Consider the following 15,977-nt stretch of genomic DNA (forward strand, 5'->3'; position numbering starts at 1 on the left):
GCCTGCACATCCCTGTCGCACCCATGGCAGGGGTGTCTGGCCGGTTGCTGCGTGGGGGCGCCAGCGGGTCATGGCTTTGCAGGCGCCGCCGTCATGCCCCGCACGGGGCCGATGGTCTGGTTCCACACCTGGGCGCAACGCGCGCCGCAGCGCTGCACCCACCGCGGCAGCACGGTGGAGGCCAGGATCTCCTGCCGGCTGCGCTCGTCCTGCGGCGACACGGGTACCACCACCATGCTGCCCTTGCGGCCACCCACGCACGCGGGCGCACCGCGGTTGCAGGCCATGCCGTTCAAGGTCTCGCGCTCGGACTCGTCCCAGATCGCGGCTTCGAGCCGCGGCAGCTCGCGCCGCAGCAGCGCCCGCAGGTCGGGCGGCAGGGCCTCCCACGCGGCCTGGTTGGCGCCGAAGATTGCCAGGCCCCAGGTGACGGGCAGCGCATGCACATGCGAGGTGACCGTGGGCAGGCCCAGCGTGTTGCCGGACATGGTGCCGGTGATCGCGCACTCGGTGTTGCCCGCCGTCAGGCTGGGCATGATCTGCGCAAAGCCGGTGAGCACCGGCACCCCGCCCAGCGCGCCGACAAAGTCGGCCTGCGTGGACGACGACACGCGTGTGCGACGGCCGGCCAGGTCGGCCAGTGTGCGCAGCGGCTTCTTGCAGAACACCACCTGCGCAGGGTAGACGTACACGGCCAGCGCCTCCACGCCATGCTGGTCGCGCAGGGCCTTTTCAAGGTAGGGGCGAAAGGCGTTGAGCGTGGACTTGAGCGTGGCGATGTCGGGGTTGAGCCCCGCCAGGTCGGGCGCGGTGTACTCGGGGTACTGGGCGGTGAAGGAGCTCATCAGCGTGGTGCCGAACGGCACGACGCCCAGCTGCAGCAGCCGCAGCATTTCGGCCCCGGGCACGCCCGCGCGGTCGAACGGCACGATCTCGGCCTCGAACCTGCCGCCGCTCAGGCGCGACAGCTCCTTGCTCCAGAAAGGCTCTTCCTGCCGCGTGTACTGGTTGATGCCTGCCAGCCCGCCCACGATGCGCAGCCGGTAGGGTGTGGCGGCGCTCTCCGCCGCAGGCGCGGCGCTTTGCGCGCCGGCCTGGGGCAGGCAGCACAGCGCGGCCAGTGCAAGACTGGTGAGCGCAGTGCGAAGGCGAGGACGATGGGTCAGGAGAGGCCTTGATTGCATGGCAAGTGACAGGCCGCCATTCTTCACCAAGTTTTTCCACCTGACGAAAAGTTTGTCGGCAAAAAGCCACGGGGACAATACGTACCGCCCCACGAACCCGCCGGGGCGGCAGCCACCCTGTTTATATCAATCCTTGGCGGCGCCTGGCCTCGGCAGAAGCCCCACTGCCGGCACAGGGGCCTGCAGTGCGCTGTGTAAAGTTTGCGCTCAGAAGGTGCCGGGGTAGGCACCGCCATCGGCCAGCACGTTCTGGCCGGTCATGTAGCCTGCCTGCTGGCTGCACAGGAAGGCGCAGATGGCGCCGAACTCCTGCGCCGTGCCGTAGCGCCCGGCAGGGATCTGCGCCTGCTGCGCGGTGCGCAATTCGTCCACGCTCTTGCCGGCCTTGGTGGCGGCAGCATTCACGGTAGCCGCGAGCCGGTCGGTGTCGAACTTGCCCGGCAGCAGGTTGTTGATGGTCACGCCGCGCGCGGCGATCTTGCTGCGCGAGACCCCCGCCACGAAGCCTGTGAGCCCGCTGCGCGCGCCGTTGGACAGCCCGAGGATGTCGATGGGCGCCTTCACCGCGCTCGAGGTGATGTTGACGATGCGGCCGAAGCCGCGGGCGGCCATGCCGTCCACCGTGGCCTGGATGAGTTCGATGGGCGTGAGCATGTTGGCATCCACCGCCTTGATCCACGCGTCGCGGTTCCAGTCGCGGAAGTCGCCGGTGGGGGGTCCACCGGCATTCGTCACCACGATGTCGAAGTCCCGGCCGGGGCCGCCTGCCGCCGCGAACACGGCCTGGCGCCCCTCGGGGGTGGTGATGTCCGTCGCCACGGCGATCACTTGCGGGGCTTTCTTGCCGCTCGCGCTTGCTGCACTGGCGCCTTCAGCTATCAATTGAGTAGCAGCCTGCGCCAGGGCGTCCGCGTTGCGCGCGTTGATGACCACGTTCACGCCCTCCTGCACCAATGCCAGCGCGCTGCCGTAGCCCAAGCCCTTGCTGGCGCCGCACACCAGCGCCCATTTGCCTGCAATACCCAAATCCATAACAATCTCCCAGTTGCATACTGATACACATAAAACGCTCGGCAAATCATAAATGGAAGGCCCCACCATGAAATGGCTGTACCGCGGAGCCCTTGCCCTGTGGCTGGCATCGGCAGCATGGAGCTTGACAGGCGTTGCGCATGCGCAAGAAACCGCCGTGGTCAAGCGTGCCACACAGTTGCGCGACACCCCGGCGGACACCGGCGCCAGCGTGGCGCCGCTGGACGCCAACACGGTGGTGACGCGCGGCACCGAGCGCAAGGGCGCGTGGACCAAGGTCAGCACCCCGCAGGGCGCGACCGGCTGGGTGCACATGTTCGATCTCGGCCCGCAATCGGGCTCCGCCGCGGCCAGCAACAATGCCGCCACCAGCGGCCTGCGCAGCGTGGGCACCCTGTTCGGCGGCAACAGCGGCTCCAGCACCACGGCCACCTCCACCGTCGGCATCCGCGGCCTGGGCGCTGAAGACATCGCCAACGCGCAGCCCAACCCCGCCGCCGTCACCCAGGCCGAGGCCCTGCGGGTGAATGCAGACCAGGCGCGTCAATTCGCCTCCAGCGCATCGCTGCAGCCGCGCACGGTGCCCGTGCTGGCTGCGCCTGCACGTCCCACGTCGTCGGGCACGGGGGCCACGGGCTCATCGTCCAACCCGTCGGACCCCAACTTCAGCCCCAACTGAGGAGTGCCGCCATGCCATCGAACCTTCGACTGACCCACCGGCGGCTGGCTGCGGCGTGTGCCGCGGCCGCGCTCGCCCTGGTGCCCGCCACCGGGCAGAGCCAGAACGTGATGAACATGCTGCTGGGCGCCGTGACCGGCAGTGGCAATGCGGGCAAAGGCGATGACCTCGTCAGCCTGTTGACCCGCTCGGTCGAGAGCATCGACGAGCCCCGCGAGATCGAGATCGGCCGGCAACTGGCCGCCGTGCTGCTGGGCAGCAAGCCGCTGCATCCGGACATGGCGCTGCAGCGCTACGTGAACCAGCTCGGCCGCTGGATCAGCCTGCAGTCCGAGCGCCCCAACCTGCCCTGGACCTTCGTGGTGCTGGACGATGCTGGCTACAACGCCTTCGCAGCGCCCGGCGGCTATGTCTTCGTGACCAAGGGGCTCATCGACCGGTGCGCCGATGAAGCCGAGCTGGCCGGCATCCTGGCGCATGAAATCACCCACGTGACGGCCAAGCACCATCTGCATGCGATGCGCAAGACCGCGCAGTCGGGCATGTTCACGCAGTTGGTGGCATCGCAGATCAAGACGAACGCCGTGGGCAACATGGTGGCCTCGCAGTTCCTGGCGCTGGGCCGCAACCTGTACGCGCGCGGCCTGGACCAGGCCGACGAATACGATGCCGACCGCACCGGCGTGGCGCTGGCCACCCGCGCGGGCTTCGACCCGTACGGGCTGGTGGCGGTGCTGCAGCAGCTGCGGACGGCCGCGCCCGACAACCCCATGTTCACGCTGGCCCTGGCGACCCACCCGCCAGCACAGGCCCGCCTGGAGCAGCTGGAGCTGGCCATGGGCAAGAACCTGGAAAGCTTCTCGGGCGCCGCCCCCATGACCGTGGCCCAGCGCGTGCACCCCAAGCCCGCAGCCGCTGCCGCGCCCAGCGCAGCACCTGCCGCCACGCCGGCACGGAAACCCGCGCCACCGCCCAAGAAAAAAGCGTCGTGATGCAGGGCAGACGGGCCTCGGGTCGGCCGAGGTCGCCCGCGGCCGCAGCGATGCCGCAACCAAACAGGGGCCGCGTGCGGCCCCTTGTGCACGAAGCACCTGCCGTGAAACGATTGCCCGCGCGGCTCACCGGCCAGCCGCAGGCTGCCGCGCCGCACGGCTGAACAGGAAGATCCCCACCACCACCAGCGCCGTCCCCGCGGCGATCCACAGGGTGAAAGGCTCCCCCAGGATCCAGATGCCCATGAAGATGGTGGACAAGGGTCCGACCAGGCCCGCCTGGGCTGCCGTGCCAGCGCCGATGCGCTCGATGGCCATCATCACCATCAGCACGGGGGCTGCGGTGCACAGCGTGGCGTTGAGCACCGACAGCCAGATCACCTCGGGCGCCACCAGCGCGGCGCTCAGCGGCCGCAGCGCAGCGAACTGCACCAGGCACAACAGGCACGCCACCGTGGTGGCCAGGCCCACCAGCCGCAGCGAGCCCAGGCGCTGCACCATCTCGCCGCTGTAGACCAGGTAGATGGCGTAGCTTGCAGCGCTCAGGAACACCAGCAGCGCGCCCCAGGCCACGTTCGTGCCCTGCAGGTTGGCCTCCAGCCCGAACACCAGCACCACGCCGCAGTAGCTGATGAGCATGGCCACCGCCTGCGCCCACCGGATGCGGCGGCCGTACAGCGCCCAGCCCAGCATCATCACCAGCGTGGGGTTGAGGTACAGGATGAGCCGCTCCAGGCTGGCGCTGATGTACGCCAGGCCGGCAAAGTCGAGAAAACTCGCCAGGTAATAGCCGGTGAAGCCCAGGCCCAGCACACCCAGCCAATCTTTGCGGGTCAGCGGCGCCTTGTCGCGGCTGGCCCACCAGGCCATCACGGCGAAGATGGGCAGCGCGAACAGCATGCGGTACATGATGAGCGTGACCGCATCGACCCCGTAGCGGTAGGCCAGCTTGACGATGATGGCCTTGCCGCTGAAGGCGATCGAGCCGAGCAGCGCCAATGCGAAGCCCGCTGCTACATTTTTAGTAGCTATCGGCGTGTGTGGAGAGCGCGGTAGGGCCACTTTTTATGCATATCCTTGAGCAAAGGGGTCTGGGGGCACAGCGGGCGCCACCGGCCTAGTACCCGGCCGCCTGGCCATCGCGCCGCGGGTCGCTGGCGGCCACGTAGCCGTGCACCTTGGGGTCGCCCATGCGCCAGATGAACTGGCCGGCGCCGAAGTCCTGGTAGGACCCCTGCATCGCCTCCAGGCGGTGCCCCAGGCCTTCGAGCCCCTGTACCGTGGCAGCAGGCATGTCCTGCTCCACATTGATGCCCAGGCCCGCATTGAAGCGCCAGCGCGGCGCATCGCACGCGGTCTGCGGGTTCTGTCCGTAGTCGAGCATGCGCACCAGCGTCTGCAGGTGGCCCTGGGGCTGCATGTTGGCGCCCATCACGCCATAGCTCATCACGGGCTGGCCGTCTTTGGTAAGAAAGGCCGGGATGATGGTGTGGAACGGCCGCTTGCCCGGCGCCACCAGGTTGGCCGGGTTGCGGGCGGAGCGGTCGGTGCTGAAGGCCTGGCCGCGGTTTTGCAGGCTGATGCCGAACGTGGGCTCGACGCAGCCCGACCCGAAGCCCATGTAGTTGCTCTGGATGAAGCTGACCATCATGCCGTTCTCGTCCGCTGCCGTGAGGTAGATGGTGCCGCCCTTGACCGGGTTGCCCGCACCGAAATCCTGCGCCTTGTTCATGTCGATGAGTCTGGCACGGGACGCGAGGTAGGCGTCATCGAGCATCTGCGCAGGCGTCACCTCCATCGACGATGGCTCGGCCACGTAGCGGTACACGTCGGCGAACGCGAGCTTCATCGCCTCGATCTGCAGGTGCTGGGATGCGGCGCTGTCCACCGGCAGGCTGGCCACGTCGAACTGGTCGAGGATGCCCAGCGCGATCAGGGCCGCGATGCCCTGCCCGTTGGGCGGAATCTCGTGCAGCGTGTAGCCGCGGTAGTTGCGTGCGATGGGCGTGACCCACTCCGGCTGGTGCGCGGCGAAGTCCGCCAGCGTGTGGCTGCCGCCGTGCGCCTGCGAGAACGCGACCAGGGCCTGTGCGATCTCGCCGGTGTAGAACGCCTGGCCGCGTGTCGCTCCAATAGCGCGCAGCGCGCGGGCCGCGGCCTGGAACTGGAACAGCTCTCCCACCTGCGGCGCGCGGCCCCAGGGCATGAAGCTCTGCGCAAAGCCTGGCTGGGCCTGCAGCTCATCGACCGCCGCCGCCCATTTCTGCTGCACGACCACCGGCACCAGGTAGCCGCGCTCGGCGATCTCGGCGGCCGGCTCCATCAGGTCGGCAAAAGGCAGCTTGCCAAAACGCGCGGACAAGGCCGCCCAGGCACTGACCGCACCGGGCACGGTGACGGTATCCATGCCGCGTGTGGGTGGCGTTGCCTGGCCCTGACCGTAGCGCTGGTGAAAGTACTCCGGCGTCCACGCCGCCGGCGCACGCCCCGACGCGTTGAGCCCGTGCAATGCCTGGCCGTCCCACAGAATGCAGAACGCATCGCTGCCGATCCCGTTGCTCACCGGCTCGCAGACCGTCATGGCGGCGGCAGCCGCCACGGCAGCATCGACCGCGTTGCCGCCCTGCTGCAGAACCCGCAACCCGGCCTGCGCCGCCAACGGGTGCGAGGTGGAAACGACATTGCGCGCAAACACCGGCAAGCGGGTGCTGGCATAGGAGGGGGTGTAGCTGAAGGTCATCGGAACATTATGGGCCGATGGGACCGGCGGGGCTGAACGGCGCCCGCCATGGCACGCGCGCTGCGCGCAGGCACGAAGCCCGCAGCTTTCACATCCTTGCCACCGTTCGGGCTGAGCTTGTCGAAGCCGGCATCCGCGCGTCGACAAGCAGCCTGAACGGTAGCGAATGCATGAACCGGTTGGCAAAAGCGTGACCGCCTTGAAACCACACCATTGCCGGCTGCGGGCTGAGGGCGCCCGTTCACCAGCGGGCCATCAAGCCCCCGACTCCCCGTGCTTCTTGAAGATCCGGTGGTGCAGCCTGCGCAGCGACCACCACACCGCCAGCGCTACCAGGGGTATCGCAATCGCCGCGGTGGTCTCCGCAGACAACGGCCATCCCAGCTTCTGCGCGCCCTTGGCCAGGTAGCTCACCAGCCCGACGATGTAGTACGTGATGGCGGCCACCGAGAGGCCTTCCACCGTGGACTGCATCTTGAGCTGCAGGTCCTGCCGGTGGTTCATGGTGGTCAGCAGCGCCTGGCTGCTTTGCTGCTGCTCGATCTCCACGCGGGTGCGCAGCAGGTTGCTCATGCGCGAGACGCGTTGCGACAGTGCGTCCTGCCGGCGGGCGGCCCATTCGCAGGTGCTGCGTGCGGGCGTGAGGCGCCGGTCCATGAATTCGCGGATGGTCTGCATGCCCGCCAGGCGAGACTCGGCGATGTCCTGGATGCGGCGGTCCAGCAGTTCGAAGTACGCGCTGCTCGCCGAAAACCGCGAGTGCGTGGCGGCGTACTGGCTCTCTACCTGCCCGGCCAGGCGGGTCAGGCGGTCGAGCAGCACAGGTTCCGCATCGCGGTTGGCGGTGCGGATGGCGTCGGCCAGTTCGGCCAACTCGCGCTCGGCAAAGGCCAGCACGCTGGCGGCCTCGCGGGCTGCGGGCAGGCCCAGCAGCGCGGCCATGCGGTAGGTCTCGATCTCCAGCAGGCGCTGCACCAGGCGCCCCAGGCGGCGGGGTGTCATGCCGCCCGCCAGCAGCACCATGCGCGAGAAGCCGTCGGCATGGATGGCGAAGTCGGTATACACCTCGCCATGGCCATCGGCCACGGTCGACGCCACCAGGGTGTCTTCATGCAGCACATGCTTGACGAGCGAGCCCGAGCCGAAGGCGTGCGTGGGCAGCACCCACAGGTTCAGGCTGCACAGGCATTGCCCAGGCAGTGCCGCCAGCCAGTCCTGCGGGACGGCAGCAGCGGCGCTGGCGGGCTCCCGCTCGCCAAAGGCGTCGATGGGGGTGGGTACGGTGAAGGTCCAGGAGACGAATTCGGTGTGCATCTCCCAGCGCAGGCGGTAGGCGCCCAGGTCGATCCGCAGGTGGGTGGTGTGCTCCCCCGGCGGCGCCAGATGGTGGTCGCGCAGCAGGGCTGCCACATGGGCACGGCTGGCCTCGCGGCCGGCGGCGTTGGCCAGCATCACGACGTGCGCGATGGCCAGCGGCGCCGTCATCGACTCGGGCGGGCGGGCGTGAATCTCGTTGTGCAGCAAGGCCCGGTGGGGATGCTGTGTGACGTGCAGTGGTGTGGACATGCGTGCGGACCTCTGCCCCGATTGTGCTGGTCCGCAGCGCCCGCCTCGTTGGCGGCTCGCCAAAAAACAACGGCACCCGAAGGTGCCGTTGTCGTGGAGTCGATGAGAAGAAAGGCGGTGGTCAGTCTTCCACGAACGCTTCTTCGCGCTTGTTCTTCACGGCGGGCAGCAGCACGATGATGAGCAGCAGGGCCGCAGCCGCCAGCAGGCCGGCAGACAGCGGTCGCGTGACGAACACGCTCCAGTCGCCACGCGACAGCAGCAGCGCACGGCGCAGGTTTTCTTCCATCATCGGGCCCAGGATGAAGCCCAGCAGCAGGGGTGCTGGCTCCGTGCCCAGCTTGTGGAAGATGTAGCCGATCAGACCGAAGATACCGACCATCCAGATGTCGAAGGTGTTGTTGTTGGTCGAGTACACACCCACCGCGCAGAACAGCACGATGGAGGGGTACAGCCAGCGGTAAGGCACCGTGAGCAGCTTGATCCAGATGCCGATCAGCGGCAGGTTCAGGATTACCAGCATGGCGTTGCCGATCCACATCGAAGCGATCAGACCCCAGAAGAGTTCCGGGTTGCTGGTCATCACCTGGGGACCAGGCTGGATGTTGTGGATCGTCATCGCACCCACCATCAGCGCCATCACGGCGTTGGGTGGAATGCCCAGCGTCAGCAGCGGGATGAACGAGGTTTGCGAACCTGCGTTGTTGGCCGACTCGGGAGCCGCCACGCCGCGGATGTTGCCTTGGCCGAACGGCACTTCGCCGGGCTTGAGCTTGGTCTTCTTCTCGACCGTGTAGGCAGCGAACGCCGCCAGCAGTGCGCCACCGCCGGGCAAGATACCCAGGGCAGCACCCAGGGCCGTACCACGCAGCACCGCGGGGATCATGCGCTTGAAGTCTTCCTTCGTCGGGAACAGGCCATGCACCTTGGCTGTGAAGACTTCGCGGTCGTCGTCAGGACGGGCCAGGTTGGCGATGATTTCACCGTAGCCGAACACGCCCATGGCGATGGTCACGAAGCCGATACCGTCGGTCAGTTCAGGGATGTCGAAGCTGAAACGGGCCACGCCCGAGTTCACGTCGGTACCCACCAGGCCCATCAGCAGGCCCAGCACGATCATGGCCACCGCCTTGAGCAGCGAACCCGAGGCCAGCACCACGGCGCCGATCAGGCCCAGCACCATCAGCGAGAAGTACTCGGCAGGGCCGAACTTGAAGGCCACTTCGGTCAGCGGAGGCGCAAAGGCCGCCAGGATCAGCGTGCCCACGCAACCAGCGAAGAACGAGCCCAGGCCCGCCGCCGCCAGCGCCGGCCCCGCTCGGCCTTTTCGGGCCATCTGGTAGCCGTCGATCACGGTCACCACCGAGGACGATTCACCTGGCAGGTTGACCAGAATGGCGGTGGTGGAGCCACCGTATTGCGCGCCGTAATAGATACCGGCCAGCATGATCAGCGCGGCCACGGGGGGCAGCGCGTAGGTGGCAGGCAGCAGCATGGCGATGGTGGCCACGGGGCCGATGCCAGGCAGCACGCCGATCAGCGTGCCCAGCAGGCAGCCGACAAAGCAGTAGATGAGGTTCTGGAACGTGAAAGCCACGCCAAAACCCAGCGAGAGGTTGTTGATCAAATCCATGGTCGGTGCTCCTGCTCAACCCGTGATGAAACTCGGCCACACAGGGAACTGCAGCTTGAGCGCCCAGACGAATGCCACGTAGCTGCCGACGGCAAGCACGGTGGCCAGCACGAACACAGCCTTGGCGTTGAACTCATTGCCAGCCAGGCTGGAGATGAAGGTCAGCGCATAGATGCCCACGATGAGGCCCATCGCCGGGATGCCCAGGCTGGGCAGGCCGCCGAGCAGGATGCCGAAGGCGAAGTTGGCAGCGAGGATGAAGAACAGCGGCTTCCAGGCCCACTTGCCGATCTTGTCGCCATCCTGCGTCTCCACCGTGGTGGCTTTGAAGGTGATGGCAGACCCGATGAGGGCCAGCAGGATCCCCAGCAGCAGCGGGAAGTAGCCCGGGCCCATGCGTGCGCCGTTGCCGACGTTGTACGTGGTGGCTCCCCACGCAAACGCCACACCGATACCCATGAACATGAGGCCGGCAAAGAAGTCTTTTTGACTCTTGATTTTCACATTTGTCTCCTAGGCGGAAATCTTGACTGCGCGATTGTGAGTGCAAGCGCGGCCCGTGCGGATGTGGATTCCACCTACATCCGGTAACGCACTGCATGCCGCCACGGCAGCGGCAGCCCGGCAGTCGCCCGGGAGACAGGCTGCCCGCTACTCCGCTATTCCAGGGGAGGCGTGGCGGTGAGCACCTCTTCGAGCGTGGTGAGTCCCTCGGCCACCCGCAGCGCACCGGCCAGGCGCAGCGGGCGCATGCCGTCCTGCACGGCCTGGCGGCGCAGCATGTCGATGGAGGGCGCCTGGTTGATTTTTTCCTTCAATGCCTCGCTCACCGTGAGCAGTTCGTACAGCCCCATGCGCCCGCGGAAACCGCTCATCCGGCAGTCCACGCAGCCCACGGGCTTGTAGGGCTGGTAGCCGCCGCTGAGCTTCCAGGGCTTGACGGCACCCATCAGCACTTCGCGGTCCGACGTATCGTCTTTTTGCTTGCACTGCTTGCACAGCGTGCGCACCAGGCGCTGGGCGAGCACCCCCAGGATGGTGGCGTTGAGCAGGTACGGCGGCACGCCCAGCTCCATCAGCCGCGTGATGGCCGATGGCGCGTCGTTGGTGTGCAAGGTCGAGAACACCAGGTGGCCGGTGAGGGCCGCCTGCACCGCCATTTCGGCCGTTTCAAGGTCGCGGATTTCACCCACCATGATGATGTCCGGGTCCTGGCGCATCAGCGCGCGCAGGCCTTCGGCGAAGTTGAAGTCGAGCTGCGGCTGCACCTGCGTCTGGTTGAAGCTGGGCTCGATCATTTCGATCGGGTCTTCCACCGTGCTCACGTTGACTTCCTCGGTGGCCACGCGCTTGAGCGTGGAGTACAGCGTGGTGGTCTTGCCCGAGCCGGTGGGCCCGGTCACCAGGATGATGCCGTGCGGGCGCTTGACCAGGTCCTCCCACCGCTGGGCGTCGTGCGGCGCAAAGCCCAGTGCGTCCAGGTCCTTGACCGCGTTGTCGGGGTCGAAGATCCGCATCACCATCTTCTCGCCGAACGCGGTGGGCAGCGTCGACAGGCGCATTTCCACCTCGTCGCCGCGCTGGTTGCGCGTCTTGATGCGGCCGTCCTGCGGGCGGCGCTTTTCCACCACGTCGATGCGGCCCAGCAGCTTGATGCGCGAGATCATGGCGTTGTGCACGCCCATGGGCATCTGGTAGACGGGGTGCAGCACGCCATCGATGCGAAAGCGGATCACGCCCTGCTCGCGGCGGGGCTCCAGGTGGATGTCGCTGGCGCGCTGGTCGAACGCGTACTGCCAGAGCCAGTCCACCACCTTGACCACGCCCTGGTCGTTGGCATCGAGCTGCTTGTTGCTCTTGCCCAGCTCGACCAGTTGCTCGAAGCTGCTGCCGCCCCCTGCCCCTCCGGCCTTCTGGGCTGCACGCACGGACTTGGCCAGCGCAAAGAACTCGGCCGTGAACCGGTGGATGTCGGCCGGATTGGCGACCACCCGGCGCACCGACCGCCGCGACTGGCGCTCCACCTCGGCGACCCAGTCGTCGATGAAGGGCTCGGCGGTGGCCACCACGACTTCCTTGGAGGTCACCTGAACCGGCAGCACCTTGTGGCGCTCGGCATAGGTGGCGCTCATGGTGTCGGCCACGCGGCCCACATCCACCTTGAGCGGGTCGATCCGCAGGTAGGGCAGCCCGGCCCGCCGGGCCAGGTATTCGGACAGCGCCTCGATGTCCAGCGGCTTGCCGTCCGACGCGCGCTCCATCGCCACATTGGCCAGGCGCACCAGCGCATGCTGGGAGCTCTCGGCCTGCGAGCAGCGCGCGATGGTGCGCTGGGCCTCCTCGCGGGTGATGACCTTGTCTTCGCTCAACCACTGCACCATGCGCCGCCAGTCCACCGGGCCGGCGTAAGGCGCCGCTGCTGCGCGCTCGGTGGAAACTTCTGCAACCTTCGTCATCGGAGACCTTTCAGTGTGCGTACACGTTCTCTGCGCCATCTGCGGCCATCTGCGCTGTCTGCGCTTGCCACGCCCTGCATGAATGCAGCGCCTTTCAGCCCGCCACGGGCTTGAAAGCCCGCAGCCATTTCGCCGTGGGCAGGTCCCAGCGCGCCTGGATCGCCTCGGCCCGCGCCGCCAGTTCGGTGCGCTTGGGGCGCGTCGGGGTGCGCTGGGCCAGCACCACGGTATTGCCCTCCCGCGTGGGCTTGAAGGACCACAGCGCGTCTTCGCCGAAGGCCTGCGCCATGCTCTGCAGGCTGCGGTCGTAGCTGGAGGCACGGCCAAACAGGTTGACGGTCATGCTGCCAGTATCCGTCAGCAGCGCGCGGCAGTCGGCATAGAAGTCCGCACTGTCGAGCACCGGCGCTGCCGCATCGTGGTCATACAGGTCCACCGCCAGCGCATCCACGGTGCCCAGCCACATCGGGTTGCGGATTTCCTGGGCCGCATCGGCCAGCACCACGCGCAGCTTGGGGCCGTCGTGCGGCAGCTTGAACCACTGCCGGCACACCGCCACCACCTGCGGGTTGAGCTCGATGGCGGTGCTGCAGATGCGCAGCTTCTTGTGGCAGAACTTGGTGATGGCGCCCGCCCCCAGGCCCAGTTGCATGGCGTGCCCCTTGGAGACCTGCGCGGGGTCGGCAAACAACAGCCAGGCCATCATGCGCTGCACGTACTCCAGCTCCAGCACGAACGGCTCGGCCACACGCATGGAGCCCTGGATCCAGGGCGTGCCCAGGTGAAGGTGCCGCACCTCGCCGTCGTCGGAGACGCTGACTTCGGGCAGTTCTAGGGGAGTGTTCTTTTTTCGGGTCATTCAGGTCAGTCAAGCAGCACGTGGGCGGACATCAGTTCGCCCCAGGCCGCCAATTTACGGTCAAAGCTCCAGGAGGCGTTGGCGGGGCTGGTCGACGGCAGCCGCACCGCGTCTATCCGCGTCGGGTGCGCCGATTCCAGGCTGGCCAGCGCCGCGGGCGCGTGCCGAAAGCTCTCCGCGCCGTTGTGGGCCAGCGCAGCCAGGCGGGGGCACTGGCCGTGCAGGCGCGCGAAGTCGTTGACGCGGGCGTTGCGGATGGCGGTGTCCAGGCTGCCCTCGCGCTCGCAGCTTTCGTACACGTCCCACAGCCCCAGCCGCCGCGCCAGCAGCCAGTCGCAGCGCTGCGCATAGTGGTCCGCCCCTGCAGGCGGCAGCGGGTGCTGGGGCCACAGCGCCTGCAGGATCTTCCAGAAGTGGTTTTGCGGGTGGGCGTAGTACTGGCGCAGCCGCAGCGAGGCCGCGCCTGGAAAGCTGCCCAGTACCAGCACCACGGTTTCTGCAGACGCCACGGGCGGCAGGCCCTGCCACCGGGGGGTGGCAGAGGTGGGCGCGGGGTGCGGCGCTTGGACGTCAGGCATGGGCCGATTCTGGACCTAAACCGCGCAGGGGCCCGGGCAGGCCTGTAAAAAAAGATAGCTGTAAACCGTGCACCACACTGCGCAAAACTCCCAAATGGCTCCTCATTTCAGGCCCTGCACCGGGCGCCCACGCAGGCGCTAGGGAACCTCTGCACGAATCGAGCTGCCAAGTATGCGCTGCAGATAGGGATGGAGTGCAAGGCGCAAAACGCAGCCATATCCGTAGCTATTGCGAGTACTTGCAACGCCGCAGACCGCCCGAGACCGCAGATGCCCACGGCGCGGTGATTCGTGCAGAGGTTCCCTAGGGCACCAGCGCCGCCAGCCGGGGCAGCGCCGCGCGGGCATTGCGCGTGGTGGCCGCTGCCAGCGCCTGCGCCGGCTGGCCCCGCAGTTGCGCCAGCACCTCGGCAATGCGCGGCAGCTCGTCCGGGGCATTGCGGCCCTGGGGCTGGCCTTGCGCGCGCTGCGCCGAGGTGGTGTAGAGCCAGTGCGGCTGGATGTCCGGTGCATCGGTCTCCAGCACCAGCACGTCCTCGGGCAACTCGGTAGCCAGGCGGCGCAGTTGCAGGGCGCGGTCGTAGGTCATGGCGCCCCCGAAGCCCAGCTTGAACCCCATGGCAATGAACGCCTCGGCCTGCTGCTGGCTGCCATTGAACGCATGCGCGATGCCGCCGCGCACTGGCAGCTCGCGCAGGCCCTTGAGGAGCTTGTCGGCCGAGCGGCGCACGTGCAAGATCACCGGCAGGTCGAATCGGCGCGCCAGTTGCAGTTGCGCGCGGCAAAAGCGCTCCTGCCGTACGGGGTCCAGCCCGCTCACGAAGTAATCCAGGCCGATCTCGCCGATGGCCACCAGGCGCGGGTCTGCGTGGTGCTCCTCCAGTTCAGCGGCCAGCCGGTCCAGGTCGCCGTCGTCCGCGCGGCCGGTGTACAGCGGGTGGATGCCCAGCGCGTAGCTGTCCCCATGCTGGTGCGCAAGCTGCCGCACGGTGGCCCAGTTGCTGCGCTCCACCGCCGGGATCACGCAGTGCCCCACGCCCTGTGCACGGGCAGCCTGGCGGACCGCGTCGCGATCGGGGTCGAATTCCGGGGCGTCGAGGTGGCAATGGGTGTCGATCCAGACAGTCATCCGGCCATGATGCCCCAAAGAGCCGGCCCCCCGGCTGGGTGGCCAGCCGGCGGCGCACGAAACCTTGGATGTGCATATGGCGGCGATACGTGCTAACGTGAAACCATGCGCCTTTTTGCGGCGCAGTAGAAAAGGTGACAGGATGCCTCGGCCCGCCCTCTACAGCAGCTCCCGCCCGGCCCGCCGCCCTTTGGACGGGGCCGCGGCGGCGCCCTCCGACAGATCCGCTGCACCAGCGGATTTCGCAGCGCCTGCCGCGCAGTCGCAGGGGGGCGATGGCGCACCTGCCGCCAGCCCGCACTCCCCCACCGCAGCCACCCCGTCAGCGGGTGTGGCGCTGTCGCGGCGCCATCTGCGCAGCCTGTGGGCCATGATCATGCTGCTGTCCGCCCTGCTCGTGGCCAGCCTGTGGCTGCACCAGCGCCCGGCCCCCCGCAAGGTCACGCAGGAAGACATCGACGCTGCCGTGCTGCGCACCCTGGAGACCACCACGCCCCCCTCCGCTGACGCGCGGGCGGTGGAGGCCATTGCACCGTCGGTGGTGCGTGTGGCGGGCTACAGCCGCAGCAAGAACGGCAAGGAAGAGATCGAGCGCGGTGTGGGCACAGGGGTCGTCATCGTGGACAAGGGCGTCATCCTGACCAACCTGCACGTGGTGGCAGGCGCCGACCGCATTGCCATCACCTTCCACGACGGCCTCGAGACCACGGCCAGCATCACCGGCACGCAGCCCGAGAACGACCTGGCCGTGCTGCAGGCGCACAAGGTGCCGGACGACCTCGAAGCGGCGCCCCTGCGCTCCACCCAGGACCTGCGCCCGGGCGACCACGTGGTGGCCGTGGGCTTCCCGTTCGGCATCGGGCCGTCGGCCTCGGCGGGCGTGGTGTCGGGCCTCCGGCGCGAGTTCACCTCGCCCGAAGGCAAGCGCCAGCTGAGCAACCTGATCCAGTTCGACGCCGCCGCCAATCCGGGCAACTCCGGCGGGCCGCTCGTCACACTCGACGGCGAGGTCGTGGGCATCGTGACCGCCATCCTGAACCCCACCTCCGCGCGCACCTTCATCGGCATCGGCTTTGCCGTACCCATCGAAAACGCTGCTGCCGCCGTGGGCATGCCGCCGTTCTAGCCT

Annotated in this window: 14 protein-coding genes; 3 read left to right on the forward strand and 11 right to left on the reverse strand. The window is 67.9% G+C overall.

Annotated elements, in window-relative coordinates; translation table 11 throughout:
* Positions 1 to 68: 68 nt before the first annotated feature.
* Positions 69 to 1,184 carry a TRAP transporter substrate-binding protein gene (locus ACSQ3D_RS01555; RefSeq protein ID WP_235503991.1) on the reverse strand — a complete coding sequence of 372 codons (1,116 nt, stop codon included), beginning with the start codon at positions 1,182 to 1,184 and terminating at the stop codon, positions 69 to 71.
* Positions 1,185 to 1,391: 207 nt separating this feature from the next.
* Entirely contained in the window at positions 1,392 to 2,216 is an 825-nt protein-coding gene (locus ACSQ3D_RS01560; RefSeq protein WP_436125692.1) for an SDR family oxidoreductase, read from the reverse strand.
* Positions 2,217 to 2,283: 67 nt separating this feature from the next.
* Between ACSQ3D_RS01560 and ACSQ3D_RS01565 the strand changes: the two genes are divergently transcribed.
* Positions 2,284 to 2,895, forward strand: coding sequence for an SH3 domain-containing protein (locus ACSQ3D_RS01565; RefSeq protein ID WP_056416386.1), 612 nt, complete (start codon positions 2,284 to 2,286; stop codon positions 2,893 to 2,895).
* Positions 2,896 to 2,906: 11 nt separating this feature from the next.
* Entirely contained in the window at positions 2,907 to 3,887 is a 981-nt protein-coding gene (locus ACSQ3D_RS01570; RefSeq protein ID WP_436125693.1) for a M48 family metalloprotease, read from the forward strand.
* Positions 3,888 to 4,013: 126 nt separating this feature from the next.
* On the opposite strand, the gene ACSQ3D_RS01575 is transcribed toward ACSQ3D_RS01570, so the two are convergent.
* From ACSQ3D_RS01575 to ACSQ3D_RS01615, 9 genes are all read right to left on the reverse strand, one after another.
* Positions 4,014 to 4,949, reverse strand: coding sequence for a DMT family transporter (locus tag ACSQ3D_RS01575; protein WP_436125694.1), 936 nt, complete (start codon positions 4,947 to 4,949; stop codon positions 4,014 to 4,016).
* A 55-nt stretch (positions 4,950 to 5,004) separates the two neighbouring features.
* Entirely contained in the window at positions 5,005 to 6,627 is a 1,623-nt protein-coding gene (locus ACSQ3D_RS01580; protein WP_436125695.1) for a gamma-glutamyltransferase family protein, read from the reverse strand.
* Positions 6,628 to 6,882: 255 nt separating this feature from the next.
* The gene (locus tag ACSQ3D_RS01585) at positions 6,883 to 8,193 is read right to left on the reverse strand and encodes a DUF3422 family protein (protein WP_056415935.1); all 1,311 of its coding nucleotides are present in this window, start codon (positions 8,191 to 8,193) and stop codon (positions 6,883 to 6,885) included.
* Positions 8,194 to 8,314: 121 nt separating this feature from the next.
* Positions 8,315 to 9,826, reverse strand: a complete 1,512-nt coding sequence (locus tag ACSQ3D_RS01590; protein ID WP_056415933.1) for a tripartite tricarboxylate transporter permease — start codon at positions 9,824 to 9,826, stop codon at positions 8,315 to 8,317.
* A 15-nt stretch (positions 9,827 to 9,841) separates the two neighbouring features.
* Entirely contained in the window at positions 9,842 to 10,330 is a 489-nt protein-coding gene (locus tag ACSQ3D_RS01595) for a tripartite tricarboxylate transporter TctB family protein (protein WP_056161792.1), read from the reverse strand.
* 155 nt (positions 10,331 to 10,485) lie between these two features.
* A complete protein-coding gene (locus ACSQ3D_RS01600; protein ID WP_396502993.1) occupies positions 10,486 to 12,282 on the reverse strand; it encodes a GspE/PulE family protein in 1,797 nt (598 codons plus the stop codon).
* A gap of 94 nt (positions 12,283 to 12,376) precedes the next feature.
* On the reverse strand, positions 12,377 to 13,141 hold the full coding sequence (locus ACSQ3D_RS01605) for a spermidine synthase (RefSeq protein ID WP_436125696.1): 765 nt from the start codon (positions 13,139 to 13,141) through the stop codon (positions 12,377 to 12,379).
* A gap of 5 nt (positions 13,142 to 13,146) precedes the next feature.
* The gene (locus ACSQ3D_RS01610) at positions 13,147 to 13,719 is read right to left on the reverse strand and encodes a DNA-deoxyinosine glycosylase (protein ID WP_436125697.1); all 573 of its coding nucleotides are present in this window, start codon (positions 13,717 to 13,719) and stop codon (positions 13,147 to 13,149) included.
* Positions 13,720 to 14,023: 304 nt separating this feature from the next.
* Positions 14,024 to 14,848 carry a TatD family hydrolase gene (locus ACSQ3D_RS01615; RefSeq protein ID WP_436125698.1) on the reverse strand — a complete coding sequence of 275 codons (825 nt, stop codon included), beginning with the start codon at positions 14,846 to 14,848 and terminating at the stop codon, positions 14,024 to 14,026.
* Positions 14,849 to 14,990: 142 nt separating this feature from the next.
* Here ACSQ3D_RS01615 and ACSQ3D_RS01620 point away from each other — a divergent pair, with 142 nt between their 5' ends.
* Complete coding sequence (locus tag ACSQ3D_RS01620) at positions 14,991 to 15,974, forward strand: S1C family serine protease (RefSeq protein ID WP_436125699.1); 984 nt, start codon at positions 14,991 to 14,993, stop codon at positions 15,972 to 15,974.
* The last annotated feature ends 3 nt before the right edge of the window (positions 15,975 to 15,977 follow it).

This window comes from Acidovorax sp. LjRoot117 (assembly GCF_964252695.1).
In the GTDB taxonomy this organism is placed as follows: Bacteria; Pseudomonadota; Gammaproteobacteria; order Burkholderiales; family Burkholderiaceae_C; genus Acidovorax.